Annotated in this window: 19 protein-coding genes; 6 read left to right on the top strand and 13 right to left on the bottom strand. The window is 54.8% G+C overall.

Annotated elements, in window-relative coordinates:
* Positions 1–31 precede the first annotated feature (31 nt).
* From HNQ64_RS16815 to HNQ64_RS16805, 3 genes are all read left to right on the top strand, one after another.
* Positions 32–2,839 (top strand): M16 family metallopeptidase, encoded by a 2,808-nt coding sequence (locus tag HNQ64_RS16815; RefSeq protein WP_184210728.1) that lies wholly within the window; start codon positions 32–34, stop codon positions 2,837–2,839.
* Positions 2,840–2,987: 148 nt separating this feature from the next.
* Positions 2,988–3,950, top strand: coding sequence for an AAA family ATPase (locus HNQ64_RS16810; protein ID WP_184210858.1), 963 nt, complete (start codon positions 2,988–2,990; stop codon positions 3,948–3,950).
* A gap of 62 nt (positions 3,951–4,012) precedes the next feature.
* Entirely contained in the window at positions 4,013–5,317 is a 1,305-nt protein-coding gene (locus tag HNQ64_RS16805) for a DUF58 domain-containing protein (RefSeq protein ID WP_184210726.1), read from the top strand.
* A gap of 27 nt (positions 5,318–5,344) precedes the next feature.
* On the opposite strand, the gene HNQ64_RS16800 is transcribed toward HNQ64_RS16805, so the two are convergent.
* Both HNQ64_RS16800 and HNQ64_RS16795 read right to left on the bottom strand, forming a co-directional pair.
* On the bottom strand, positions 5,345–5,704 hold the full coding sequence (locus HNQ64_RS16800; RefSeq protein WP_184210710.1) for a hypothetical protein: 360 nt from the start codon (positions 5,702–5,704) through the stop codon (positions 5,345–5,347).
* 68 nt (positions 5,705–5,772) lie between these two features.
* The gene (locus tag HNQ64_RS16795; protein WP_184210708.1) at positions 5,773–7,350 is read right to left on the bottom strand and encodes a glucose-6-phosphate isomerase; all 1,578 of its coding nucleotides are present in this window, start codon (positions 7,348–7,350) and stop codon (positions 5,773–5,775) included.
* Positions 7,351–7,559: 209 nt separating this feature from the next.
* On the opposite strand from HNQ64_RS16795, the gene HNQ64_RS16790 reads away from it, so the two are divergent.
* Positions 7,560–8,996, top strand: coding sequence for an aldehyde dehydrogenase family protein (locus HNQ64_RS16790; RefSeq protein WP_184210706.1), 1,437 nt, complete (start codon positions 7,560–7,562; stop codon positions 8,994–8,996).
* A 69-nt stretch (positions 8,997–9,065) separates the two neighbouring features.
* Entirely contained in the window at positions 9,066–10,184 is a 1,119-nt protein-coding gene (locus HNQ64_RS16785) for an iron-containing alcohol dehydrogenase (RefSeq protein ID WP_184210704.1), read from the top strand.
* 34 nt (positions 10,185–10,218) lie between these two features.
* On the opposite strand, the gene HNQ64_RS16780 is transcribed toward HNQ64_RS16785, so the two are convergent.
* Positions 10,219–14,313 (bottom strand): DUF3857 and transglutaminase domain-containing protein, encoded by a 4,095-nt coding sequence (locus tag HNQ64_RS16780; protein WP_184210702.1) that lies wholly within the window; start codon positions 14,311–14,313, stop codon positions 10,219–10,221.
* A 130-nt stretch (positions 14,314–14,443) separates the two neighbouring features.
* On the opposite strand from HNQ64_RS16780, the gene HNQ64_RS16775 reads away from it, so the two are divergent.
* On the top strand, positions 14,444–15,007 hold the full coding sequence (locus HNQ64_RS16775; protein WP_184210700.1) for a hypothetical protein: 564 nt from the start codon (positions 14,444–14,446) through the stop codon (positions 15,005–15,007).
* Positions 15,008–15,054: 47 nt separating this feature from the next.
* On the opposite strand, the gene mnmE is transcribed toward HNQ64_RS16775, so the two are convergent.
* From mnmE to HNQ64_RS16725, 10 genes are all read right to left on the bottom strand, one after another.
* A complete protein-coding gene (gene mnmE / locus HNQ64_RS16770) occupies positions 15,055–16,401 on the bottom strand; it encodes a tRNA uridine-5-carboxymethylaminomethyl(34) synthesis GTPase MnmE (RefSeq protein ID WP_184210698.1) in 1,347 nt (448 codons plus the stop codon).
* A gap of 94 nt (positions 16,402–16,495) precedes the next feature.
* Positions 16,496–17,116 carry a hypothetical protein gene (locus HNQ64_RS16765; protein ID WP_184210696.1) on the bottom strand — a complete coding sequence of 207 codons (621 nt, stop codon included), beginning with the start codon at positions 17,114–17,116 and terminating at the stop codon, positions 16,496–16,498.
* 244 nt (positions 17,117–17,360) lie between these two features.
* The gene (locus HNQ64_RS16760; RefSeq protein ID WP_184210694.1) at positions 17,361–18,914 is read right to left on the bottom strand and encodes a hypothetical protein; all 1,554 of its coding nucleotides are present in this window, start codon (positions 18,912–18,914) and stop codon (positions 17,361–17,363) included.
* A 15-nt stretch (positions 18,915–18,929) separates the two neighbouring features.
* Positions 18,930–19,826, bottom strand: a complete 897-nt coding sequence (locus HNQ64_RS16755; RefSeq protein ID WP_184210692.1) for a hypothetical protein — start codon at positions 19,824–19,826, stop codon at positions 18,930–18,932.
* A 42-nt stretch (positions 19,827–19,868) separates the two neighbouring features.
* Positions 19,869–21,263, bottom strand: coding sequence for a MotA/TolQ/ExbB proton channel family protein (locus HNQ64_RS16750; RefSeq protein WP_184210690.1), 1,395 nt, complete (start codon positions 21,261–21,263; stop codon positions 19,869–19,871).
* A gap of 253 nt (positions 21,264–21,516) precedes the next feature.
* Complete coding sequence (nusB, locus tag HNQ64_RS16745; protein WP_184210688.1) at positions 21,517–21,936, bottom strand: transcription antitermination factor NusB; 420 nt, start codon at positions 21,934–21,936, stop codon at positions 21,517–21,519.
* Between the two features lie 5 nt (positions 21,937–21,941).
* The gene (gene ribH, locus HNQ64_RS16740) at positions 21,942–22,448 is read right to left on the bottom strand and encodes a 6,7-dimethyl-8-ribityllumazine synthase (RefSeq protein ID WP_184210686.1); all 507 of its coding nucleotides are present in this window, start codon (positions 22,446–22,448) and stop codon (positions 21,942–21,944) included.
* A 38-nt stretch (positions 22,449–22,486) separates the two neighbouring features.
* A complete protein-coding gene (locus HNQ64_RS16735) occupies positions 22,487–23,701 on the bottom strand; it encodes a bifunctional 3,4-dihydroxy-2-butanone-4-phosphate synthase/GTP cyclohydrolase II (RefSeq protein WP_184210684.1) in 1,215 nt (404 codons plus the stop codon).
* Between the two features lie 103 nt (positions 23,702–23,804).
* Positions 23,805–25,058, bottom strand: coding sequence for an ArnT family glycosyltransferase (locus HNQ64_RS16730; protein WP_184210682.1), 1,254 nt, complete (start codon positions 25,056–25,058; stop codon positions 23,805–23,807).
* Positions 25,059–25,108: 50 nt separating this feature from the next.
* Positions 25,109–25,879, bottom strand: coding sequence for an SDR family NAD(P)-dependent oxidoreductase (locus HNQ64_RS16725; protein ID WP_184210680.1), 771 nt, complete (start codon positions 25,877–25,879; stop codon positions 25,109–25,111).
* Position 25,880: the final 1 nt, after the last annotated feature.

The raw sequence follows: 25,880 nt of genomic DNA, 5'->3' as shown, positions 1-25,880 counted from the left end.
TCCCGCTGCGTTCTTACAGGGAACAACCATCATGATCTTTCGTCTTACCTGTGCCCTGTTCCTCCTCTGTTTCTCTGCGACCGCCCAGTGGCCGCAAGATACCAGCGACCTGAAAGCTGATCCGAAGGCGACCTTTGGCAGCCTGAAAAACGGGCTACGCTATGTCATCCTGCCGAATGTGGAGCCCCCAGGGCGCGCCAGCATCCGCATCTACATGGATGTGGGGTCGCTGATGGAAGAGGACGATCAGCAGGGCATGGCGCACTACCTGGAGCACATGGCCTTCAATGGCAGTCGCCATTTCCCCGGCGGTGAGATGGTGGAGTACTTCCAGCGTCTGGGCATGGGCTTCGGTGCTGATACCAATGCGCACACCTCCTTCAAAGAAACGGTGTACATGCTGGAGCTGCCCAAGGTGGAAACCAAGATGCTGGGCGAAGGCATGCAGCTTTTCCGCGATTACCTCGATGGCATGGCCCTGGGTGAAAAGGAGATCGACAAGGAACGTGGCATCATTTTGAGCGAGAAGCTGAGCCGCGACTCGATCGACTACCGCACGATGCTGGAAGGCTACAAGTTTGCCCTGCCCGATTCCCTGTTGCCGAATCGCCTGCCCATTGGCACCGAGGAGACCATCAAGACGATGCAGAAGGCGCGTTTTGTGGAGTTTTACAACAAATGGTACACCCCTGAGCGCGCTGTGATCGTGGCCGTGGGTGACTTCAAGGACGTGGAAGCCGTGAAGGCCGAGATCGAGAAAAACTTTGCCGATGCTAAAGCCAAGTCTCCCAATCCGGCGGACCCTAGCCTGGGCAAAATCAGCACCGGTCGCGGCCTCATTGCCAAGCTGCACACCGAGATGGAAGCCAAGGCCGTGGACATCTCCGTGGAGATGCTACGCCCCGCCAAAAACAAGCCCGACACCGCCGCCAGCCGCCGCGAAAAAATGGTGCGCGATCTGGCCGATGAAATGATCAACCAACGCCTGTCCAAACTGGCCAAGGCCGAGGGTGCCCCGTTCCTCAGCGGAGAGTCCTACAGCTACGAATACCTAGAGTTCGTCGAAGTGATCGGCATCATGGGCCAGTGCGCGCCAGACCAGTGGAAGGCGGCTTTGACCCTGCTGGAAACCGAGATCCGCCGCGCTGTGCAGCATGGTTTCACCGAAGCCGAATTCGAAGAAGCCAAAGCCTCCCTTCTGAAGACTGTGGAACTCCGTGCCGCCCAGGCCGACTCCCGCAAGTCACGGGATCTGGCCAGCGGCGTCGTTAGCATCCTCGCTTCCAAGAAAGTCTTCACCCATCCGTCGGATGATCTCGCACGTGTGAAGGAGGCCCTCGCCAGCTTGAAAAAAGAAGAATGCCACACCGCCCTCGCCGAAACCTGGAAGGGTGACGACGTGCAGATCTTTGTCGGTGGCAACTTGAAGCTGGAAGGCGATTCCGCCGAGCAGATCAAAGCCGTGTATCGCGAAAGCCAAAGCAAGCCTGTGGAAGCTCCGAAGCAGGAAGAGACCGCCGCTTTTGCGTACACCACCTTCGGCACACCCGGCAAGGTCGTCCAAGAGTCCATCGTGAAGGAACTCGAGCTTACCCAGGCCACCTTTGAAAACAACGTGCGCGTGAACATCAAACCCACGCCTTTTGAGAAGGGCACCGTCCGTGTGACGATCAACTTTGGCGGTGGTAAGCTCAGCACACCAGCAGATCAGCAGGGCATCATCCCCTTTGCCCAGAGCACCTTCATCATGGGTGGCCTCAAGGAACACAGCGTGGATGACATCCGCCGCATCTTCGCCAGCAAGAGTGTGGGCACCGACTTCGCCGTCGGCGATGAAGCCTTCATGCTCAGCGGTCGCACCACCCCGGGCGATCTCGAAGCCCAGTTGCAGCTCCTAACAGCTTACATGACGGCCCCCGGTTATCGTGAAGAAGCCGCACGCCAGTTCCAAAAGAACCTGGAGCCGATGTATGTCCAGCTTCAGCACACGGCTGAAGGCATCATGGCGGACAAGGTCGTGGCCTACATTCACAGCGACGATCCACGCTTTGGCTTCCCACCGATCACCACCATTCAGAAGCGCAATCTAGCCGAGTTAGAAGCCTGGCTAAAGAAGCCCCTCACCGAAGACTACGTGGAAGTTTCCATCGTCGGTGATGTGGAGCCCAAAGCCGTTCTGGAATCCCTCTCCAAGACCCTGGGCGCGCTGCCAAAACGCGCCGACAAACCCAAGTATGAAAAAGAGCGCATCGTCCCCTTCCCCCAGGGCCCCGTCACCAAGGACATCGCCTTTGATACCGAGATCCCCAAAGCCATCGCAGCCCTCTATTGGCCCACCGGCGACATGCTGGACATCCAGCGTACGCGTCGCCTGACTCTCCTCGGTTCCGTCTTGGATGACCGTCTCCGCATCAAGGTGCGTGAGGAACTGGGCGAGACCTACAGCCCTGCCTGCTATCACGTCGCCAGCGACACCTTCACTGGCTACGGTTACATGACCGCGATGATCGAGTGCAAGCCCGAGCAGGCCGCGCCCATCACCGAACTGGTGGTGAAAATCGCCGCCGAAGTCGCTGCCGGCCCCATCAGCGACGACGAGTTCGAGCGCGCCCAAAAGCCCCTCATGACCCAGCTTGAGCAGATGCGTCGCGACAACCGTTACTGGTCGCAAAACGTCGTGCGCAACTGCCAGGAACATCCCGAGCGGATCGAGTGGGCGAAGAACCTGCTCAGCGATTTCGAAGGCATCAAAAAAGAAGAGATCCAAGCTCTCGCCAAAGAGTTCCTTCAGGCGAACCGTGCCGTGGCCGTGAAAGTGCTTCCCAAGGAAAAGAAGTGATGCCTAGTTCCCTAGGTTTCCTTCTTTCCGCTCCTGATCCTGCGCCGCACTCGCCATGAATGAATTCGCCCCGGACTCTGCCTACGCTCCGCCACCTCAGCACCCCGTTTGCGAATTACCCCCACTGCCGCCTGAGTTCCCTCCCGCGATGCCCGAAGCCTCGCGCACACTGGAACTCCTGAAGCAGATACGGCTTGCGGTGGAGCAGGTTTTTGTCGGCCAGACCGAAGTCATTCACCAAGTGCTGGCGGCCCTTTTGGCTGGTGGTCATGTGCTGCTCGAGGGCAAACCCGGGCTGGGCAAAACGCACCTCGTGCTGGCCCTCTCCCGCACCTTTGGGGCCACCTTTCGGCGTATCCAGTTTACCCCAGACATGATGCCTTCAGACGTCACGGGGCATACCCTCTATGATCTGGGAAACCAGAGTTTTCGTGTCCGTTTCGGTCCGGTATTCACTCAGTTGCTGTTGGCCGATGAAATCAATCGCGCCCCCGCAAAGACCCAGTCTGCCCTCCTCGAAGTGATGCAGGAAGCTCAGGTGACCATCGATGGCGAGACACATGCGCTCACCCCGCCGTTCATGACCTTCGCCACGCAAAACCCGATCGAACAAGAAGGCACTTACCCTCTTCCCGAGGCTCAGTTGGACCGCTTTCTGATCAAGGTGATCATCGATTACCCCAGCGCCCAACAAGAAGCTTGGATCGTGAAATCGGTAGCCTCAGCCGCCTCAGGCCGTGGCCTATCTGCCGAACAGCTTCAGCCCGTCTGCACCACTGCGGACATCCTACGCGCCCAGGCTGAAACCGCCGCTGTCGAGGCCGTGGAAAGTGTGGTCACCTATGCGGTGAATCTCACCCGCGCCACCCGCACCCATGGGGCCATCGCCCTCGGTGCAGGCACGCGTGGGGCCATCAGCCTCGTGCGTCTGGCAAAAGCCTACGCACTCCTCGAAGGCCGCCATTATATCACTCCAGGCGATGTTAAACGCGCCGCCCTCCCCGTGCTCCGTCACCGCATCTCCCTCACTCCTGAGGTCACCATCTCCGGCCAAAGTGTGGACCAAGTACTCGATACCGTGATCCGCAGCGTAGAAGCTCCCCGCGCATAAGCCCACTCAGTGTGCGTGTGTCATCATGACCCTCGCGTCAGTCGCATCCAGCTTCCCGCCCCATGCGCCCCTCCGTTCTCACCCTCCGCCTTATTGCTGCCTGGACCGTGCTCGGTCTTGCCGCCTCGATTTGGCCTTGGTTGCAGATGCTGTGGGTTGGTATGGGCGTATTATTTATCTTGGTAGCGCTGGGGGATCTGTTTACCCTACCTGGCAAACATCGTCTCTCTGTGGAGAGGGACCTTCCTGGCCGCTTTGCGCTGGGCGTCAAAGCCACCCTCACCCTCACTTTGCGACATTCGCTCGGGCGGTCATTAAAGGTCCTCGTTCACGATGGTTTACCCCCTGCGGCTACCGCAGACAGCCTACCCTGGCAGATCGAATGGCCATCGCAAGAGCACCTCAGTCTCTCTTACGAAGCTCACTTCACTAGACGGGGTCTGCATATCTTCACGGCTGCCCATCTTTTGGTGCATTCTCAGTTAGGCCTGTGGCAGCGACTCTATCGGGTAGGCCCCACCAGCGAGACCCGCTGTTACCCCAACTACGAACCCGTCGTCCGCTTTGCCCTCCTCGCCACGGCCAACCGCGAAGAACAAATGGGCATCGTCAAACGCCGCCGTAGTGGAGCCACGCTGGATTTCCACCAGCTCCGCGAATACCAAGATGGCGATGTCCTCTCTCGCGTGGATTGGAAGGCCACCTCTCGCCGTCAAGTTCTCGTCAGCCGAGAGTATGAAGAACAGCGGAATCAAAGCATCATCCTCGTCCCCGACTGCGGCCGCCGCATGCGTGCCATGGATGGAGAGCTCACTCAGTTTGATCACTGTCTCAATGCCATGCTCCTCATCGCCTACATCGCCCTCCGGCAGGGTGACGAAGTTGGCGTGACCGGTTTTGGCGGCAGCCAGCGGTGGCTCAAGCCCGTCAAAGGTTCCGCTGCCATGCCCACTTTGCTGAACCATTTGTATGACTACGAAACCACCACCGAGCCAAGCGACTTCATTGAAGCTGCCGAGCGCGTGATGGGCTTGCAAAAGCGCCGCGCACTCATCATCCTGCTCACCAATCTCCGCACCGAGGACACCTCCCACCTCGCCCGTGCCGTGGCCCTCCTGCAAAAGCGCCATCTTGTCCTCGTCGCCACACTTCGCGAGGCTGAGATTGAAACCCGAATTGATCAGCCCATCACCCATCTCCATGACGCCCTCAGCTATGGTGCCCTGTGCCACTACCAGCAACAGCGCGAACACCTCCTCCATTCCCTGCGGACCAACCGTATCGTTACAGTGGATGAAACGGCACAAAATCTTCCTATTGCCCTGGCCAATCGTTACCTCGACCTCAAAGCCGCAGGTCGTATCTAGATAGGCTGCGCCTTACTCTGTAGGCCTTCAGTTGGTTGTGCGATTGAGCGCCTGCGCTTTGCTCTGGATCTTTTCCAGCTCATTCAATTGCAGCCGCTCCTCCACTGTGGTCTGCTCGCTCTTATTGCGGTCATAATGCGAAGCTCCCCATAAAAAGAAGCCCACATCCGCCACCAAAAAAAACATCGAGATCAGAATCCCGTACTTCTTCAGATTCTCATCAATCACCTTGTTTTTGTTCACCGAGAAATCCTCCGCTCGGCAAAACTTCGACTGATACAGCCGCCGCCACTGCCGGGGCTCACGCGAAACGACAAACGACCAGACAAACAGCGCCGTTAAGACGATGCAGATGATTTGGTAGATGAGTGGAAAACGCTCGTCCATAGACAGGGGGGAGTTTTGGACTCCCCTCCGTTACGACCAGCATCCGAAAAAGGCAATAAAGGATATCTTTACACTGCCAAGAATCGGTCTTCTGCAGGTGTGTTGCCTTCGAGGGCCTTCGCCTTGCCATTCGCAGCCAGATGGCTCGCCATGTGCCACGCATCCTCCGCATCAATGCCCAGCGGCCCCGCGATCTCATCCGCCGTTGCCCCCACGCCAGTCGCAGGCAGCGCCGCCAGCACCTGGCCCATCTGCTTGAGGAAATCCGTTGCCGCCTTCTTGCCCGCCTCCACACCCGGCTGATGGTAGGCATTCACATTGATCAGAGTCGCATAGAAACTGACCGCCCGTTCAAACAGGCCCACCAGCATCCCCAGACTAAAAGCATTCACTTCCTGGATCGTTAGCGTGATGGATTCGCGTCCTTTATCGGCCAGAGCCGTGCGAGTGCCACGCAGGAAACCCTGCAAGTAGTCCCCGCTCGTATAGCCAGGCTCCACTTCAAATCCCGCCGTGTCTCTCGATTTGGAAACCTGGATAAAAACAGCAAAGAAATTGTTCACCCCATCGCGCAATTGCTGCACATACGCATGCTGGTCGGTCGATCCCTTATTGCCATAGACCGCGATGCCCTGGTTCACCACTTGGCCATCCAAGTCATGCTCCTTGCCCAGGGACTCCATGAGGAGCTGCTGCAGGTACTTGCTGAAAAGCACCAGCCTGTCCTTGTAAGGCAGCACCACCATGTCCTTCGCGCCTTTGCCCATGCCCGCGCTGTACCACATCAGGGCCAGCAGCATCGCCGCATTCTCACGAGTCGGCCGCGTGCGCGTCTCCGCATCCATCGCCGCCGCCCCCGCCAGGAACTGGCGCACATCCACCCCCTGCAGCGCTGCCGCGATGGTGCCCACAGCACTCATCACACTCGTCCGTCCGCCCACCCAGTCCCACATCGGGAAACGGGCCAGCCAGCCCTGCGCGATGGCATACTTGTCCAGCTCACTGCCCACACCCGTCACCGCCACCACATGCTTGGTGAAGTCCACCCCCTGCGCCTGATAGGCCGCCTGCGCCTCCAGCATGCCGTTGCGCGTCTCCTTTGTCCCACCGGACTTCGAAATCACCAGCGTCAGCGTCGTCGCGATTTCCGTACCGATCTGCGCCACGATCCGGTCCATCCCGTCCGGGTCCGTGTTGTCAAAAAAATCAATCGCCATCGGTGGCGTTGCCGGCGTGATCGCCTGCGCCACCAACTGCGGCCCCAAGGCCGAACCACCGATGCCCACGATCAGCACCCGGGTAAACTTCTGCCCGTTCGCCGCCAAAATTTTGCCCGCATGTACCTCAGCAGCGAATGCCAGCGTTGCATCCAGCGTCGCGTCAATTTCCGCCTTCAGCTCCGCCGTCGGCGCTAGGTCAGAGTTCCTCAGCCAGTAATGCCCCACCATGCGCCCCTCATCCGGATTCGCGATCGCACCTGCCTCCAGCGCCTTCATGTCCACATACGCCTTCTCAATGGAAGGCGCCTGCGAATCAAACAACCCCTCCTCGAAAGCCATGCGGCTGATATCAATCGAAAAACCGATCTGTGGGTAACGGACGAAGAACTTTTGAAAACGATCCCAGTGGCTGCTTGTGGTGCTCATGCGTGGCCGTAAGGAGCATCGCCCCCGCCCTCGCGCAACTGTCATGTGCCCACCTGCTCCATGAATTCCCTGCATGCCATGGATGAATTAGGGAAGTGTTAGCGTGTATCAGCTTCGCCTTCACCTGAAAGACTAGTGCCCCAGCTCCTGTTTTTTATTGCCGCTTTCTGAGGTCACTCGTAAATCCTCCGTCTTCCAATCATTCTCCCATGTCTTCCGTTCCCCACCTCCCCGCTCTTCGCAAAGGCCGCCCGTACGAATCTCTGGATAAAGTCCCGGTGAAAGACCACAAGACCGGCGAAGTCTGTGCCGAAGTCAGCCAGGTGAATGCTGGCATCGTGCGCAAGGACCTGGGCAAAATCGGCGAGGCACGCAAGGCCCTGAAGAAGTTCACCGTGGCCCAGCTCATCGAGATCACGGCCAAGGCGGGCGACCTTTTCCTCAATGGCACCCTGCCCCTGGGCGACAAAGGCCACACCCAGAGCCCGGAGGAATACATCGCCACCCTATCCCGCACCAGCGGCCTACCGCACATCATGGTGAAGCGTAACATGGCCAAGCTGCATTACGCGCTCACCCACATGGATGTCATCCTCAACGGTCTCTCTCGTGGCCTGGACATGACGGTGATTGACCAGGGTTTCGGCACCCAGTCCGGCTGCCCGGTGGCCTACTTCCCCACCACCGATGCCCTCGGCCTTGTGATGCCCAGCAACTCCCCGGCGGTGAACTCCCTGTGGCTGCCCGCCATTGCCCTGAAGATCCCCGTGGTCATCAAACCCGGCCGCGAGGAGCCGTGGACCCCCTTTCGCCTCATCCAGGCCTTCATCGCCGCCGGAGCCCCCGCCGAAGCCTTTGGCTTTTACCCCACCGACCATGAAGGCAGCGGCGAAGTGGTGAAACTCAGCGGTCGCAACCTCGTCTTTGGCGATGTCGCCATGGCCAAGATGTACGAAGGCAACCCCCGCGTGCAGGTCCACGGACCCGGCTGGAGCAAGATCATCATCGGCGAAGACAAAATCGAAAACTGGAAGGAATACATCGACGTCATCGTCAGCTCCATCAGCGACAACGGTGGCCGTTCCTGCATCAATGCCTCCGCCGTCATCGTGCCGAAATACGGCAAGGAAATCGCCGACGCCATCGCCCAGCGTCTCGGCCCTGTGGAGCCCCTGCCTGCCGACGATGAAAACGCCCGCCTGTCCGGCTTCGCGAATACCAAGATGGCCGACTACATTGACGGCGTGATCGACTCCGACCTCGCCGACAAGCCCGGTGCCGAAGACGTGACAGCGAAGTACCGCAACGGACCCCGCAAGGTGGAGTTCCAGGGCGGCACCTTCCTGCGCCCCACCATCATCCATTGCAATAGCTGGGATCATCCGCTGGCCAACCGCGAATTCCTTTGCCCCTACGCCAGCGTGGTCGAGGTAAAGCAGTCCGAAGTCCTCAGCAAAATTGGTTATTCCCTCATCGTCACCGCGATCACCGAAGACCCCGAATTCACCGATCAGCTCCTTGAGTGCCCCACCATTGACCGCCTGAACCTCGGCCCCATCAGCACCATGAAAATCAGCTGGGACCAGCCCCATGAAGGAAACATGTTCGAGTTCCTCTACAAGCGCCGCTCCATTGACCGGGCTTGATAGGATTGGGCGCTTGCGCCCGTGTTTCACTTCCTCTCCGCCCGTCGGTTTGCTCAGAGTCCTTTCATCATGCCTTTTTCCCCTTTCGATCACCAGCCTCGCACCCGCCTCATCTTTGGAAACGGAACCCTCTCCCAGATTGGTGAACTGACTCGGGAACTAGGCGGCAGGCGGGCGCTGATCGTCAGTGATCCAGGCATCGTGAAGGCAGGTTACGTGACCAGGGCTGCCTCGTATCTCTTGGCAGCGGGCGTGCTAACACGCGTCTTCGGAGAAGTGCGCGAAAACCCCAACACGGAGGATGTGGACCGCTGTGTGGATGCCGCCCGCGAATTCCGTGCAGACTTTATCATCGGCCTCGGCGGCGGCAGCAGCATGGATACAGCCAAGGGCTGCAATTTCATCTACACCAATGGTGGCCAGATGCAGGACTACTGGGGCACGGGCAAGGCCACCAAGCCCATGCTGCCGATGATCGCCATCCCCACCACGGCAGGCACCGGCAGCGAGTGCCAGAGCTACGCCCTTATCTCCGATGCGCTGACGCACGTGAAGATGGCCTGTGGCGATGTGAAAGCCGCCGCCAAGGTGGCCATCCTCGATCCCGAGCTAACCGTCTCACAGCCTCACCGCGTCACCGTTTGCACCGGCGTGGACGCCCTCTCCCATTCCCTGGAAGCCGCGGTCACCAACAAAGGCAACGCCTACTCCACTGTCTTTGCCCGTGAGTCCTTCCGCCTCTGCCACGAAGGCTTCACCCGCATCCTGGCCGAGCCCAAGGACCTGGAAGCCCGGGGCCAGATGCTGCTGGGTGCTGCCTATGCAGGCATCGCCATCGAGAACTCCATGCTCGGTGCCGCCCACTCTTGTGCCAACCCTCTCACCGCCAAGTTCCACGTTGTCCATGGCGAAGCCGTGGGGGTGATGCTGCCGCACGTGATCCGCTTTAACGCCGCCCTGCCCGAATGCGCCGCCGTGTATGCCAGCTACTACGCAGGCGACCTCGCCGCCCGCATTCAGGAACTCCTGGCCCAGGCCCAGATGCCCGTCCATATTTCTCATTATGGCGTAACTGAAGCGGACCTACATCCCCTCGCTGAAATGGCGATGAAACAATGGACTGCGCAGTTCAATCCAAGGCCGTTGGTGCTTGAGGACTTCGCTGCGCTTTATCGCTCTGCCCTCTGAAGTACAACAATCGGCAAGGGTTGTTTTTGGGGTTTCAAGGGCTTTGAAGAACCAATTCTTTAAGCCACATGTCGTGAGCTCCAGACCATAGCGACTGAAACTCTGAATAGGCGGAAGGCGGGTAGTCTCCAGGTATCGCGATAAATTCAAACTGGAGGCCGGAATCCGTCTTCATTTCCCAGTGACCAAAGCGAGAATCGCTTTTGCGCTTCATGCCTTGAAGAGATTCGGCAGAAACTCGCAATGATTGATCCCAAGTAACCGTGCTGCGAAAAGTGAAGGGGGTATTCCAGCAGAAAGGCGTCTGGCGTTCCTTAATGAAAGGAACCCTCAGGTAATCGGTTTCCCAGGCATTGGGTAGGCGCAGCTTGGTGACATCGCCTCGCTTTTCGATCGCGTTTGGCAAACTATAAGTTAGGCGCAGGATGGCAGGCTGTGAGAGGTCGGTAAGATTTTCAAAACTAAAATCTTCAAGCCGGTAGCTGCCCCTATCATCCAACAGATCTTGCGCATGTTGAAATCGAGCTTTGGGCTCCTGACGGGCAAAGGCACTTCTCATGCCACTGGCATAGTAGCCATGCAGGGTCAAGACCTCCTCGATACGAATACTATCAGAAGATAGGGAGGTTAGTTTGCGCTGAGACGAAACATCACCACTGGTTTTGAGTGGGCCAGGTACTTTTTTGATATGGGGCCCCTGTGGGTCAAGCACGAAAGCCGGGTAGCCCCACAGACCATAAGGACTGTGATCTGCAGCAGAAAGATGTGCGGCTGTGGTGTCGATGAATTGGGTGTCTTTCAAAGCAGGAACATGGACGATCACATGATTGAAAGCATCCAAGGTCGGTTGATTGAGCTCAAGATCCCAATGGGTGTTGATGAGGGCTAGATGAGAAATAATACCACAAGCGCGAAGCATGTGATGCAGCAGCAAAGCTTGGTCTTTACAGTCTCCATAACGTTGCTGGAGGGTGAAGCTTGGCGCATTTGGCATCTGCCCGCGCACTCCAAATTCGATGGCTTTGTACCGAACCGATTTTTGAACAAACGAAGCGAGAGCCCGAGCTTTATCGCGCGTGCTTTCGAGGCCTTCCGTCAATTTCTTCGCTTCAGATTCGATGGCTGGGTCGGGCTTAAGCCTGTCTGAAATATTTTGGAGGTATTTGGTTCCCACTTGCTCCCAAGTTTCTTTTTTACCTGCCAGGATGACTACCGGAGCCCATTTTTCAATAGGCTGCTGGTACGATTCATTTGAGGATAAGGGAGCATCAGCAACTTCATAGATCACGCTACCAGGCTCTCGGGTAACTTTGATCCGGTCCTTCATGACGAGGTCTTCTGAAAGTGACTCAGTGTCCCCCATGACGCAGATCAGTTCTGAGCGAGTGGGAATGCCTGCGGCATACAGATGACGAGTGAGTGGGAAGGTATCGGTCAATGAAAGGCGCTCAACAGTAATTTCACAATCCAATGTTAGGCCTGCTTTCATGCCTGGCACCTGAATGTGGACTTTACGTTCAGTGGTGGCCATGGAGCGATCATCCGAATCGAGAACATAGGCATCATCCATGCCTGCACGGGCCACCACTTTACCCTCAGCATCCAGTACTTCGGCCTTATTGACATGCAGTCGTTCGATCAAAGGATCATATGCATATTCCATGGAGCTGAAGGCATCAGCCCCTTCGTCATTGAGAATGCGGATGACCCTACGGACCGTACTGCGCATGGGTTTGTCTTTGGTGTATTGAATACAGCGCGCCCAGAGAAGCATAGCGGCATTGTGGCCCTCACCGTAGGTTGCAGGCAGAGCACGGAGCTTGTCCAGGTTGGCGGCGACGGATTTTGGTAGAGGAACGGCCTCAATGGGTGTCTTGATTTCGGTATTGGTCCCCTGCCCGAGGTAAGCAGCCGCATCCTTGAGCGCAGCTTTCACATCTTCGTCGTTCGGTGCCTTCTGCGCTGCTTTTTCAAAACTCGACTTGGCATCGCGATACCACTTACGCCCCATGTGGGCCCACCCCCGCATGAGATCAAGTCTTGCGGTATCTTGCTTTTTTTGTTCCAACATTTCTGCTAATTCCAATGCCCGTTCATGATTGCTTTGGCGATTGGAATACTCCCCGAGAGCATAGAAGCCTTCAAGGAAATCGGGCTCTAATTTGATCAGGTTCTCTAGCAATTCAGCTGCACGCTTGGAATCCCCCCCTTGATCAGCCACTTGAGCCTGCCACAGTCGTGGCCGTGGTTCGGGATACGCTTTTGCATAAACATCCGCCACGGCACTGGCTTCGCTATGATGGTCGCCTTTCAGCAATTCATTGATGAAACCCAGAACGGCATCGTGTTGCTGGTAGCCCTCTTTGACAAGACGCTGGAGTTGGGCTGTACCCTCCTGAATCTTACCGACTTTGAGCAGCAGCCAAGCCTGTCGCATCTGGTGGCCGTGATCGTCAGCAAAGGAGCGTTCCTTCGCTGCATCCATGGCGGCTAAGGCATCATCAAATTTCTCCTGCGATTCCAGCACATGGGTGATGTTTTCAAAATAGGTGCGATCATCTGGATTGATGGAACTGGCCTCCTTAAAATAGCGAAGCGCAGCAGGCCATTCTTCACGATCATTGTACCAAAGACCGATTTGGTTGACGAATTTGGAGAGGCTTTCCGTCCGGGGCTCGTTGTTTAGCACCAGTGGAGACGGAGAGGAAGGCTCGAAAAGTTCGATGCCATCCATGGCGGCTCGCACACCGGCCAATGTGGCGGTTGGAGACTTGCGAGTCCAGCCAGCCAGCATCCAGGCATGCTTACCTGATTGATGAATACGGAAGAGGTAGAGGTAACGATTCCCATCATCAGACTCTCGTTCCGTGGTGATCTCCAGACCTGGAAAGGGCTTGTCGATCGTTCGGGTGGTGAAGTCATTACCATCACGGCGGTAGGTGAAATCGTATTCGGCCATGCAAGCACGGGCCAGAGCCTCTGCGACTGGCGGAGGTGAACTCATCTGGTGGTGATACGGCATGACAAGAACCACACTCGCCAGTGTCTGAGCTCCAAAATCCGCCAACGCTGGCAAAGGTTCTGCCTCTTTTCCGGAAGACCAAGATTGCCAACCCATTTTGGAGATTGTCGTTCGATAACCAAAGGCTGGGCGATTCACATCCAACTTTTCATCGAGCCCGGGAACCTGGCGTGACATGTCCAAGACGCGAAAACCCGCCACTAGAGAGCGAGCTGATTCTACCACAATGGCTCTTTGATCCGAATCGCCCCAGACCATGATCTGCCAAGCAAACCCTTGATGGGTGGCCATCCAATGTTCATAAGCGATTTCTTTTTTGACCGAGTTTGTCCAAGCAACAGTGCTGAGGTTCACGAAGTCCAAGCCCGCAAGTTGCACACGTTTTTCCTGCTGCTGAAGAACCTTGCTTTTGGTGGTTAGGCCAGCTTTTACAGAATTAAGCATGGCATCCAGACCATTGTCCAAAAGTGCAGCGCTATGCTCGGCTATCACGATGGCATAGATTTGATCGGGTTGTTTGATGAAAGCTGTGCACGCCAGCGGAGATAAAGAGGTGGGTGTCTGAGGCCGCCAGGTTGTGTCTGGTGGCGTGAGGGAAAAGTTCCATCCTTCCTGTACGGACGTACCTCCAGCCACCTGAGCATTCGCCTCCTCGGCCACTTTTTTGGCTAACTGACCGAGAGGCTCAGCTAGGTAGAGCGCGGCAATGCCCGCCATAGAGATGAGGGTAAGCACCAAAGCCCAGATCGCTTGCTTACGGCCCTGGTTGAATCTTTGACGATCATATAAAGCAAGACCAACAATCGCCAAGATCAAAGAGGTCATGAGCATGGGGACGTTCACCAGCAAGATGGCCCAATTCAGACCTAGCGGCACCCATCCGCTATCAATCACAAAGCTCCACACATGACCAACCATGAAAACGGCGAGCAATATGGCTAGGGACAGCACACAAAGGCTGCTCGTGTGCGGACGCCGCATGATAGAAACACATTTGCAGATCCCTGCGAAAAGCAGCACCAAGGTCAAGCTGGTAGTGATGTGGCGCCCTGACTCGTATGCGGCGGAGGTGGTGTCCGTGGCAAGCAGGAAAGCAAGGAAAATCATGCGGGGGTTTTAGCGGATATTTTTATTCTCTGCAATCAGGATGGTAGGTGAGATTTTAATACCCCAACGGGAGATCTGAGCTAATCTTCCCCTTGGCATTTGGATGTGCACTGCGTTAACTTTAGTCCATATGCGTTTTCTGCTTCTCTGCTGTTTGCCTTTGGCTCTGACCCAATGCGTGGATCCTTATGGCAATCCGATGTCTCCTTTCGGCCCAGGGGCACCAGCTCCTTATACCGATGGGAGAGAGCAGTATCGTACCGACATGCGAGAGCAAGACAGCGGACAGGCACAGCAGGCGTATGATCGCGGGCAGCGAGATGGAAGTGACGATGCCCGGAGTGGGATGCCACGAAATTTACAACGCAATCCTTTTGGTTATTCTTCAACTCAAGCCACAGCTTATAATGATGGTTATGAGCAGGCTTATCGTTCTTCCATACCAGCCAGCAGTGGGATGCCAGGCTACGGCCCTGCCCCTAGCTACCCGAGCCCCGGTGGCTACACACCGCCTGCGTTACCGCCAAGCAATGCGTCTCAGAATGATCCCTCATACAGTCAGGGATATGAATACGGTCTCCGTGACCGGGTAGCAGGAAGGCAAGCAGATGCCGGAGCCCACGTAGGCCGCTATGATCCACGCTATCGGCGGAGCTTTGAGCGCGGGTATTACGATGCCTTTGAAGCTCGATAACCTTCCTCATATAAGGAACTCAATAGGGCCCATATCCTCAAGATGCTTCACTTGCCGATGCAGAAAGAGGAGAAGATGACGTCTAGGATCTGCTCCACATCCACCACACCGACGACTTCACCGAGGGATTGCAGAGCCTCGCGAAGATCCAGGGCCACATATTCAGGAGCGGCGCCATCAATCAGAGCTACGCGGGCTGCCTGAACCTGGGAGACAATGCGCTCAAAGCAGATCTTATGACGAGCATTAATGGCGATGGGATGATCTGCCTGCATGCTCCCCACATTCATGATGAGAGTGCGGATGGCATCGCGAAGCGTCTCGACGCCGACATTCGCCGTGCAGGAGAGCGGAACGCCGCCAGCCCAGTCCGGATGGAGCCCCTGATCGGCTTTATTTAAAATAAGGATGCGCCTGGCCTCGGCCTGAGGAGGCAGGGACACGCGCTGGGCAGCTGAGGGAGGGAGGCTGCCATCCACCACTTCTAAGATCAGATCCGCACGCTCCAGCTCGCGCTGAGTCCGCTCGATGCCGACGCGTTCAATTTCATCCTGGCTGCTGCGCAGACCGGCGGTATCAACCAGGCGCAGAGGAATGCCGTGAACCTGGATAATCTCCTCGATGGTATCGCGAGTAGTGCCGGCCGTGGGGCTGACGATGGCGCGCTCAAAGCCTAACAAAAGATTGAGCAAACTTGACTTGCCCACATTGGGTTCGCCGCAAATGACAGTGCGCGCACCGTGGCGGAGGATGCGGCCTTGCTCACTGGTCGCAATGAGCCGACTCGCACGCTCTAACACTAAGTCCATTTTTGCCACCAAAGAAGCCCCTGTATCTGGAGAGATATCTTCTTCAGGGAAATCGATATACGCTTCGACGTGGGCCAACACAGGGAGGAGCTCCTCCTTCAACGCCATAGCTTCTTTACCAATGGCCCCGCCAAGTTGCTCATGCGCTGCCTTTAGAGCGAGTGTGCTTTGAGCATGGATGAGATCCATGACGGCTTCCGCCTGGGTAAGATCCATCTTCCCATTGAGAAACGCACGTTGGGTGAACTCGCCAGGCTCGGCTGCACGAGCACCCGCAGCGAGGAGGCTTTCTAGAAGCTTTTGAGTGACGAGTAAACCTCCGTGTCCCTGAAATTCGACAACATCTTCACCCGTGTAACTGGATGGAGCACAGAAGATGAGGAGCAGTCCTTGATCTAGAGTTGTGCCATCGGCATCTCTGGCAGTTACGAGATGAGCTTGCCGTGCAGGTAAACTCACAAGATCCCTAGCCGTATGAAAAACTTTCTGGGCAACCTCCAAAGCCTGAGGACCTGTGACTCTTAAAACGCTAATCGCCGCCTCTCCCAGTGCAGTGGAGATGGCGGCGATGGTGTCGTGAAGCATTAGCAACTTTGCGGTTAAGAGGGCAGAGTGGAGGTAAATTGGCGGTGACAATGATCACAGTGCCATCCCACCTGCAGAAACCCAACTCACAGCCTTACTTGCTTTTTTTCTTTTCGCCGTCGTCCTTTTTAGCCCCGTCCAGAGGGGTGATGATCGGGCGGTCTTTCATTTCTGGCCAGATGAGCCACTTGTCTCCTTCTTTCACGAAGGAGATGAGGAAGAGCTCTTCGATGCGGTCTGTCAGAGTTTCCTGAGAAGTGCGAACCGTCGCGTGAACGTAATTTTTTTCCTTTTCTTCCACGAGGCCCAAGACATCAATCTTCAGAGTATCCTGTTTCTTCTTGGTGACCTCAGGAGCCGCATTCACACGCTTATGCCAAGCACTGCGGTCTGTGATATAAAACTCCTGAGGCGTAAGAACTTCAAGGTCACGGATTTCTTTGACACCGAAGCGCTCCAGCATCTGGGCTTCTTCTGTCATGGTAGGGGCCGTCTTGATGATGGCGATGGTTTCCTTCTGCTTGCGTTCCAAGGAGCTTGGCAAAAGCATGACGGAAGCCGTTTTCCAATCCTGAGCTACAACGCTCTCCAGGTACTTTTTCACCATGGTGGCGCATGGATGATCCAGTGGCAGTTGAGCGCTCCAGGAGGAGCTTGCGAGGGCAAGGAAGCTCAGGGCCACAGAGAGGCGAAACAGAGGAAGGGCAGAATGCATAGAGTCAGCTTAGACCCGCGTGATCGCGGATTGTTCGGGCTTTTTAGCCCGCACCATGAAGAACGTCAAATGGAGAAACCTGTCCTTTGCTAGGGATTGCTCACAATCTCTCATGCTACCGCCCGTGAATGCAAGAAATCGTAGCCAGAGTAACAAAACCATTCATGCTGGAATGAAGTGAAAACAACAAAGCCGAGGATCGTCCAAGGAACCTCGACTTTGTTGGATAAAAAACGACGATTGATTAATCCAGCGAACGTTTGGGCGTGGCAATGCGGACAGGGTCGGGATCACCCGGTTTTCTAGGCGCAGCCGCCGCGACTTGAGTAAAGCGCTGCACTTCGTAGTTGGCGACGTTCACAGATAGATCAAGGCGGGCCAAAAACTCCCAAGTGGCAGCCACGCCAATCTCATCTGCGATCTTGCGTGCCTCCAGATAAGCGTCAAACGCATCCGCCATTACCTGAAAGACAGCCACACCGTTCGGATCGCCTTTGATCTGGCGCATCAAACGCTGGTAGTTTGATGCCTCCGCCCGCATTTGATCCAGGGTTTCACCACCACCAGCCCGAGGAGTCAACGCAAGCGCGACTAAAGTGCTACCCGGGCGCACCGTTGGCTTGATGACATAGGAGCCACTCAGAGTCGGGTTTGAGGCGGCACGTTCCAGCATTGCCTGTAATTTAAAAGCATCGTAGATAACCTTGCTGCGGCTTTTGTTTTTAATGCTATCGAGATCCGCCAAATCCTTGACGAAATAATTCAAAACATCACGTGGCGTGGTTTTCACCTCCACAGGCTTACCTGAACCGTAGGTGAAAGAGATTTTAGCTCCTGCCAGGGTAGCTTTGAATGTAGGTTTCAAGGGATCTTTTGAAGGATCCAGTGCTGTCCATTTGGCTAGATCACCTTTGGTGGCGGCGATGACCGCATCAGCAACGGCTGGTAAAGTGGAGCGAATCACCACCGCGATGTCACCGAGAGATGACAAAATATTTTTGTTAGGCTGCAAACCTGCCGTGGCCAAGGCTTTATACGCTTCAGCCACTTGATCCATCTGGAAGGTATTGACGGAAGGAGCGATGTCTGGCCACGCCTGCTGGGCAGCCTGAGCGCTACCAAAAATCTTAGTCAACATCGGCAAAAAAGGATCAATTTTAACATCCTTGTATTCGAGCTGACTTTTCACTTTATCGAGCCCATCAATGATGGGTTTGATGAACTCAGCCTCGTTTAATGTTAGAACCCCCTGTTTAGCAACCAGGATACGTGTCTCATTCGGTTTTGCCGGATAAGGACGTGGGTTGGGAAGGCGGACGTATTTAGGAGCAGGCGGTTGGTAAACGGGCGTTTGATCCAGCAGTCCTTTCAGGCGTTCGAGTTCAGTCAAAAGCTTATCAATTTCAGCTTTTTTCTTTTCACGATCCACTTTGGCCTCATCCAGCTTTTTGCGGAAGCTATCGAGATCTAAAAATTTGAGTTCCGCCTGAACGGATGTCGTATCAATCTTACTGAGTTCATCATCAGTTTTCTTGAGCTCCAACTCTGCAATGCGCTTTTTCTCATCCAGATCTTTGGGGTCTTCTGCGATCGGCGGGAGTTTTTTGATCTGTTCAACCATCCGCTGATGCTCCTCTTTAGTCACGGGGGGAAGATCTGAGAGGATCTTGTTGACGGCACTGGCGAGACTGATACCAACCATGACCATGACGATGATGAGCACACCAACGACGTTCGTCATGGTGTCCATCAAAGCGACGAAGGGCAATTCCTGCTCTTCATGTTTGTGCTTGGACATAAAAAGATAGGCTAATTAAGATTTCTTTTCCGCTGGAGTGGGAGCAGCGGTGCCTGGAGTTGGCGGGGCGGAAATTTTGCCGCGATACTTATCGAACAAAGCAAGATCAAGCTGACCACGCCCTGGAATAGGCAGTTTACCCACACGAATGCTGTAGTCTGCCTCTGCACGCCCAGCCCCCGTATTGAAGGCGCCTTGCCCGTCATCGCGAATGAGGAAGAGGATAAGGGAGTTTTTGTCTTTACCCACCTCACTGAGGAAATGGTTATAAGCCACATCGGCAACAACCACGCTGGGCGTAGCAGCTAAGCGATAATCTTCGCCCCAAGCACCCAGTACTTTGAGAGCACCGGACGAGCATTCCACGAAATAAACCTTCGTTGTATCTGCCATGCCGGAACCCGATGGTTGAACGACCACGGGTGGAACCTTTTTATCTGGCGGCACCTGACGTTTTTTCAGTTCAGCGGCAAGTAACTCGATTTCTTTCTGAGTGTCCTTCTGCTGGCGACCAATGCCATCGATTTCCGTTAAAAGATCATCCAGTTCTTTTTGCAGCTTCTGACTTATTTCTTTGTTCTGCTCTTTAAGCTCTTTGGAAGAATCGAGAATTTTACGAAGTTTAACAAAACGCAGCTGCTTGTCCTCAAGGTTTTTTTGGACTTCCTTAAGTTTAGCAAGCTTCTCAATCACCAATTGCTGAAGTTTTTCACGCTCTTTGAGCTCCTTGAGCATGTCTTTATACTCTTGGGCCATTTTAATCTCTTCCGGTGTGCGTCCCTTAGTCTGCTGAGACTGAGAGACGCACAAAACGACGATGATGAGGATCAAGACGCCGATCAAGGAGCATAGAATGTCCAAGAAAGGAATGAGAAGAATCTCGTCTGTTCCTTTATGACGTCGTTTGGCCATGGGGGATCAAAGAATGAAAACGCAGAGCGGGGTGGAAAGGGATCAGTCTTGCTTGCTGAACCATCCCTTCTTTTTGACCTGATGGATGATAATCTGCTTACCCCCCAATTCCGTCAGAACATTGTTGAGCCCCTGAATTCCAGAAGCCAAAGCGCGCGTGTAATCACTGGTGGTCTTCACGCTATCCTTAATAGCGCCGGTGAGGTCTTCCCGCATGCGATTGACGGCAATGGCGAATTCAGCATCCACACGTTCCTGATGAGCTGTGGCGCGCTTATCGAGGTTTGCCGCCTGCTCATTGATGCGAGCGGAGAGTGAGTTGAGATCAACAAGGAATTCCTTTTGCGCCTGAGCTACAGCTCTGACAAGGGTTTCCATGACACCATTGGTATCGCCACCAGCGATGCTACCACCATCATTGAGACGTGGGAGGAGTATTTCGTTACAGAAGGCATCAATGTCGTTCAGACAGTCGTCTTCGCTCTTCATCATGGAGTTCATGGGGAAGTTCAGCAACATGGCCAATACGAGCCCCAGAAGAGTAGCGTCGAAGGCCGTGCCCAGACCGCTTGTCACGCTATTGATGGAAGCCATGATGGCTGAAACGTCTTCCACATTGGCGAAGTTCATACCACCGATAGCATGGGATAGGCCCAACACTGTACCGATGAACCCGAGGATCGGAATGGCCCAAAGGAAAGCCTTCAAAAGGGTAAAGCTGCCGCCGATGCGCATGCTATCAATGTCCGACTGGCTGGAAAGCATGTTGGTCACATCTCCGACGTTTTGTTTCACCTCGAAAAGTTCCAAAGCTTTGCGAATGCGATTCACCATCATGCTGTCGCGTAGGCGGACGGGGAGCTTGTAGAGATTGTCAATGAAAGCACTGACGTTCTGGGCATTGATTTCGCTGCCAAGTTCCCAAGGCAAAACATCCAGAAGAAGAGCCTCGCGCTGATGACGAAGTTTCTTGAACTTGAGGTAAAGGATGGCCATGGCCCATGTGAAGAACAAGGTGTTGGTGAAGCTCACCAGCATGTGTTTGTAGAACAACGAGGCAATGAACTGCATCCCGGTGTAGTCAGCAGGAGAAGTGCCCTCTGGCGCTTGGAAGGGATATAAGATACCCACCCATGCAAGGAACAATACAACACCCATGCCAAAACTGAGCATTGGGTTTGGATTCGATGGGTCTGTTTCCTCCCAACCACCGCGCTCCTGACGATGCTGTTGAAGCTCATCTGCTGGAGGAGCAACTTCACCAGATGATTCATACGGTGCAGATGCATCTGGTGGGGGGGTATATCCCGTTGGAGACGGCAGGCCAGACGGAGGAGGTAGATCCCCGCCGACACTGGCAGGAATGGAAAGCTTGCTGTTGCAACCGGGGCAGCGGACGACTTTGCCAGCCATGTCGGGCTCGGCCTTCAACTGCATGTCACAAGAGGGGCACTTAAATTTCACAGTTTGTTTCTCCTTCGTTCCTGATGGTTTATGGGGGTGGGCAAGTGGGATGTTATGAAAGCGTTTGTAGGCGTCTCAACAAGTTCTTTTCTACCCTGAATACGCGCTTTTCAAACATTTGCCGCGATTTGGTCAATTCCGGCTCATTGCAAGCTCAAACAAGTACCATCTGAAGTGTCCACATCTGACGGCATGACGCGTATCAAATGTGGACAGATGATCGTGTTTATATGTTCGATTTCGGGCGTGCCTTTTGGGCAATTTTATGAAGGATTCCGTTCACGAAGGAGCCCGACTCCCCTGCCCCGAGCGCTTTGGCAATTTCAATGGCCTCGTTGATGATCACTGGCGCTGGCACCTCTGGCACGTGCATGATCTCATAAACGGCAAGGCGCAAAACATTGCGATCCACGTGAGCAAGACGCTGAATGCGGAAATTTTCAAGGACGGGCTCGATCAAGCTGTCAATCTCAGAGAGATTCGACTGCACACCCTGAATGAGGGATTCTGCATAAGTGCGGACGGAATTTTTAGCATTGTGGATGGTCCAGAAAGCCTCCTGTTCCTCTGGGGTATGCTCCCCATGGAGTTCACTGGCGAATAAAAACTGGACGGCAGCCTCACGGCCTTCACGGCGTTTTCCCATAATAATTAGACTGTCTCCAGTTCAGGTTGACCGGCAAAACTGGCGCGCATCTTACGGAATAGCGCAATCATATTGACAGCGACCTGGGCGGCCTCTGTGCCACGATTGATTTTCACGCCTAGACAACGCTCTTCGGCTTGTTCTTCAGAACTTACCAACAGGACTTCGTGCACTACCGGAAGTGTGTGGCGCACGGCCATCTGTTGAAGAGCATCAGTGACAGAGGCACCTACCAAGTCAGCATGCTCTGTAGAACCGCGGATGATGACACCGAACGCAATCACTGCATCTGGCTTGGTATTTTTGATCACCAACTCCGCGCAGACTGGGATTTCAAAGGCCCCAGGCACACGATAAACAGTGATGGTGGCATTGGGTGCCAGCTCTTCGAGTTCTTCACGACCAGCGTCAATCAGACCCTGCACGAATTGATTGTTATAGAGACTGGCCACGATCGCGATGGAAACGCGATCCTGGATGGGGCGAGGACGACTGGGACCGTATTGTGACATGAGAAGATTATAAGAGCCTGAGAATGAGGCGGTGCAGATCAGAGCTTGTGCCCGAGTTTTTTCTTTTTGGTTTCGAGGTACTTTTTATTGTGGGGGTTAGGCTCTGAAATGACGGGGACTTGCTCCGTGATTTCAAGTTTATGCCCCTCTAATCCCACGACTTTGCGCGGATTATTGGTCATGAGGCGAATTTTACGCACCCCAAGATCCGAAATGATTTGAGCCCCAATACCGTAATCACGAAGGTCCATGGCGTAACCCAGTTTAAGGTTAGCCTCGACGGTATCCAGCCCCTGCTCTTGCAGCTTATAGGCCATAATTTTTCCATGGAGACCAATGCCACGGCCTTCATGCCCGCGCATGTAGATGATGATGCCGCGACCTGCCTCAGCCACTTTGGTCATCGCCGCGTGCAGTTGACTGCCACAATCACAGCGGCGAGAGGCAAAGATATCGCCAGTGAGGCACTCGCTGTGAACCCGAACGAGGGTCGGGGTTTCGGCATCAATATCACCCATGACCAAGGCTACGTGGTGAACGCCATCGAGACTGCTCTTATAAAGGTGTAGTTTGAAAACACCAAAATCCGTTGGCATGTCCACGACTTCGATCTTCTCCACCAGTTTTTCGCTGCGGCGGCGATAGGCTATCAAATCGGCAATGGAGCAAATCTTAAGTTTATGCTTTTTAGCAAACTTTTGAAGATCTGGCATGCGTGCCATGGTGCCATCGGGATTCATGATCTCGATCAGGACACCCGCTTCGCGCAGTCCAGCCAGACGGCAGAGATCCACAGCAGCTTCTGTGTGACCTGCACGACGGAGGACTCCACCTGGCTTTGCCACAAGAGGGTTGATATGGCCTGGTTGGACGAAGTCAGCAATCGTACTTTTAGGCTCCCCCAAGAGCCGAATGGTGCGGGCACGATCCGCAGAGCTAATGCCGGTGGTGATACCCTCCGCAGCATCCACAGTGACCGTGAAATCGGTGCGGAAAGCCTCGCGGTTTTCCGGAACCATGCTCTCCAGATTCAACTGCTGAGCGATACCCAAAGAAACTGGCACACAGAGCATACCCCCACCTTCACGAACCATGAAAGTGACCATCTCAGGCGTGATCGCCTCGGCTGCACAAATGAGGTCACCCTCATTTTCACGGTCCTCGTCATCAGTGACGATCACCATGCGGCCGACACGGATGTCCGCGATGACGGATTCGACAGAGTCGCAGACGTGGGTCTTCTTGCTGGGCATAGGGAAGTTGGAAAGAACTGCATCAGAACAAAAGATGTCTGACGGCTGGGGAGATACGATTCTAGCCTCACCTTGGGCCAATTCCAGTGCCGATTTGATCTTTTCAATCCGTGATGCTCACCCGGACGTGCCGATAAAAAACATGCGCGATTCCCAACCAAAGCACGGGGACCATCAGGACAAAGTAGCGCGGCAGGCTGGGGGCGAGGGTGCTGCCCCCCAAGTAAAAAGCAGCCATGCCCATTAGAAGCCAAATTTCCACCGGGATGCTGCGCCAGAACCACAATCCCAATAAGCCCGCCGCAGCAGCTAATAAAATGACGGGACCGTTAAAGGCAATCAAGACAATGGTGCGAAGCTCTTCTGGCTGGTGAGAACGAGGGAAACCGAAGGCGAGACGGGTGAGATTGCAGACCCAATTGTAGGCGACTTTAGCTGGAGCGGCTTTGAAATTGGCCATGGCGGCCGCCTTCAGCCGCTCTTCACGCTCCAAGATGGGGTGGGTCAGTAGTTCTGTGTAAAACTCGCGATGTACGGGATTTAGAAATTCTTTGGTTCGCACATCAGCTTTGCCAAACCAGTGACCATTTTCGCCCTCGTGATGGCTGCTCATCCAGTAAAGCAGTTCCCCACTGTTGGTGGACCAGCAGAAGAATTCTCCCGTTTTAGATTGGGTGTAGGCTAAATAAGGCGAGCAAAAAACGAGCGAGCCCGCCAAAATAACTAGGGTGCGCAGCAGAGCTGGTCGCCATTCTTTGATGAATAACAGCGCTCCGCAAAGAACGGCTGTAGCCATGAGCACATGCCCAAAAAAGACCCGGGTTAAGATGAGTGTTCCGAAAAACACGATAGTGAGCAAAGTCCACGTCCATCTTTTGTCCCTGAGGGCGTGAGTGAAGCTCCAAATAAAGCCTGTAAAGGTAAAGGTGGAGAGTGGCTCCGTCATGAGCGCCGCCCCCATCCAAAGTAAGGTGGGATGAAAAGCCGTGATCAAAGCACCAGCGAAAGCCCATGCGGAGTTGGCGTAATGGCGGACGGTCAACCAAACAAAGCCGACCGCCCCAGCCATGAAAACAGCATTTAAAAACCGCGCAAATAACCAATGGTCTGGCCCGCCCCCTACGAAAGGCATGAGAAGAATGGGGTAGGCCGGGCCGTTGACAATATCTGGCTCCGCTTCCGTAACGTAATATCCCTGCGTTAAGTTAGTCGCATAATCCAGATAACGCTGCTCATCCCACATCGGTTTTTCCGAGTGTCGTAAATAAGACAACAACCCGTAAACCAAAAGGGTGATCAGAACCAGAATGATTCCTGGCCGGTGAGAAGTGGCGGGGGCAGTGGACGAAGATGACATTTCAGTACTGAAAGGGCACGGAAGAAAAGCGCCAGCAAAGATTTGTCTTCCTACAAAGCTCGAGCAAAAGCCCCACCATCCACCAAAAGAGCTTCCCCAGTGATGTAGCTACCAGCCTCACTGGCAAGCATCAAAGCAGGACCAACCAGTTCACGAGGAAGTCCCCAGCGACGAAGAGCGGTGCGATTGGCAAAGGCTTCTTTTTCAGGATCACTGAGTAAACTCATGGGGAGATCTGTGAGAAAAGGCCCGGGGCAAAGACAATTGACGGTGATATTAAAAGTGCCGAGGTCAATGGCGCTGGCTTTAGCCAGCCCTATGAGGCCAGCTTTACAGGCCGAGTAGGCATTGCGTTTTTCCTTCGAGCCTACGCCCAAAACCGAGGAAATGTGGATCACCCGCCCCCACTGGCGCTCCTTCATTCCAGGGACTAAATAGCGTGTGAGCGCCATGCAAGAAGTGAGGTCCAGTTCGACAATGCGGTCCCAGGCCTCGTCGGTGATCTCATCGATGGCTTGAGGTTGATTTGAACCTGCATTGTTAATGAGGATGTCCACTTTGCCCAATCGTTTAACGATCTCGTCAGCCAGATTTTTCACTTGAGCGCGATCAATCATGTCCGCGACCATCCATTCCACTCGCACGGGCAAACCCTCGCCAATCTCTATCGCAGCAGCTTTGAGATCCGCCTCGCTACGGCTGGAAATGAATACATGAGCCCCGGCCTCGGCAAAACCACGGGCCATAGCCTTGCCCAGTCCTTTGCTGCCGCCAGTGACCAGTGCGACTTTACCGGTAAGATCAAAAAGTGGGTGAATCATG

This window comes from Prosthecobacter dejongeii, assembly GCF_014203045.1.
Lineage (GTDB): Bacteria > Verrucomicrobiota > Verrucomicrobiia > Verrucomicrobiales > Verrucomicrobiaceae > Prosthecobacter > Prosthecobacter dejongeii.
Note: the sequence above shows the minus strand (reverse complement) of the source record. Positions and strands in the feature narration are given on the sequence as shown.

Bases quoted from the DNA above. Each gene is read 5' to 3' on its own strand.
- HNQ64_RS16800 (WP_184210710.1), bottom strand. From the start codon at position 5,704: ATGGACGAGCGTTTTCCACTCATCTACCAAATCATCTGCATCGTCTTA.
- HNQ64_RS16765 (WP_184210696.1), bottom strand. From the start codon at position 17,116: ATGCATTCTGCCCTTCCTCTGTTTCGCCTCTCTGTGGCCCTGAGCTTC.
- HNQ64_RS16755 (WP_184210692.1), bottom strand. From the start codon at position 19,826: ATGGCCAAACGACGTCATAAAGGAACAGACGAGATTCTTCTCATTCCT.
- HNQ64_RS16790 (WP_184210706.1), top strand. From the start codon at position 7,560: ATGTCTTCCGTTCCCCACCTCCCCGCTCTTCGCAAAGGCCGCCCGTAC.
- HNQ64_RS16735 (WP_184210684.1), bottom strand. From the start codon at position 23,701: ATGCCCAGCAAGAAGACCCACGTCTGCGACTCTGTCGAATCCGTCATC.
- HNQ64_RS16775 (WP_184210700.1), top strand. From the start codon at position 14,444: ATGCGTTTTCTGCTTCTCTGCTGTTTGCCTTTGGCTCTGACCCAATGC.
- HNQ64_RS16730 (WP_184210682.1), bottom strand. From the start codon at position 25,058: ATGTCATCTTCGTCCACTGCCCCCGCCACTTCTCACCGGCCAGGAATC.
- HNQ64_RS16785 (WP_184210704.1), top strand. From the start codon at position 9,066: ATGCCTTTTTCCCCTTTCGATCACCAGCCTCGCACCCGCCTCATCTTT.
- HNQ64_RS16795 (WP_184210708.1), bottom strand. From the start codon at position 7,350: ATGAGCACCACAAGCAGCCACTGGGATCGTTTTCAAAAGTTCTTCGTC.
- HNQ64_RS16815 (WP_184210728.1), top strand. From the start codon at position 32: ATGATCTTTCGTCTTACCTGTGCCCTGTTCCTCCTCTGTTTCTCTGCG.
- ribH (WP_184210686.1), bottom strand. From the start codon at position 22,448: ATGTCACAATACGGTCCCAGTCGTCCTCGCCCCATCCAGGATCGCGTT.
- HNQ64_RS16760 (WP_184210694.1), bottom strand. From the start codon at position 18,914: ATGTCCAAGCACAAACATGAAGAGCAGGAATTGCCCTTCGTCGCTTTG.
- HNQ64_RS16805 (WP_184210726.1), top strand. From the start codon at position 4,013: ATGCGCCCCTCCGTTCTCACCCTCCGCCTTATTGCTGCCTGGACCGTG.
- mnmE (WP_184210698.1), bottom strand. From the start codon at position 16,401: ATGCTTCACGACACCATCGCCGCCATCTCCACTGCACTGGGAGAGGCG.
- HNQ64_RS16750 (WP_184210690.1), bottom strand. From the start codon at position 21,263: ATGCAGTTGAAGGCCGAGCCCGACATGGCTGGCAAAGTCGTCCGCTGC.
- HNQ64_RS16780 (WP_184210702.1), bottom strand. From the start codon at position 14,313: ATGATTTTCCTTGCTTTCCTGCTTGCCACGGACACCACCTCCGCCGCA.
- nusB (WP_184210688.1), bottom strand. From the start codon at position 21,936: ATGGGAAAACGCCGTGAAGGCCGTGAGGCTGCCGTCCAGTTTTTATTC.
- HNQ64_RS16725 (WP_184210680.1), bottom strand. From the start codon at position 25,879: ATGATTCACCCACTTTTTGATCTTACCGGTAAAGTCGCACTGGTCACT.
- HNQ64_RS16810 (WP_184210858.1), top strand. From the start codon at position 2,988: ATGCCCGAAGCCTCGCGCACACTGGAACTCCTGAAGCAGATACGGCTT.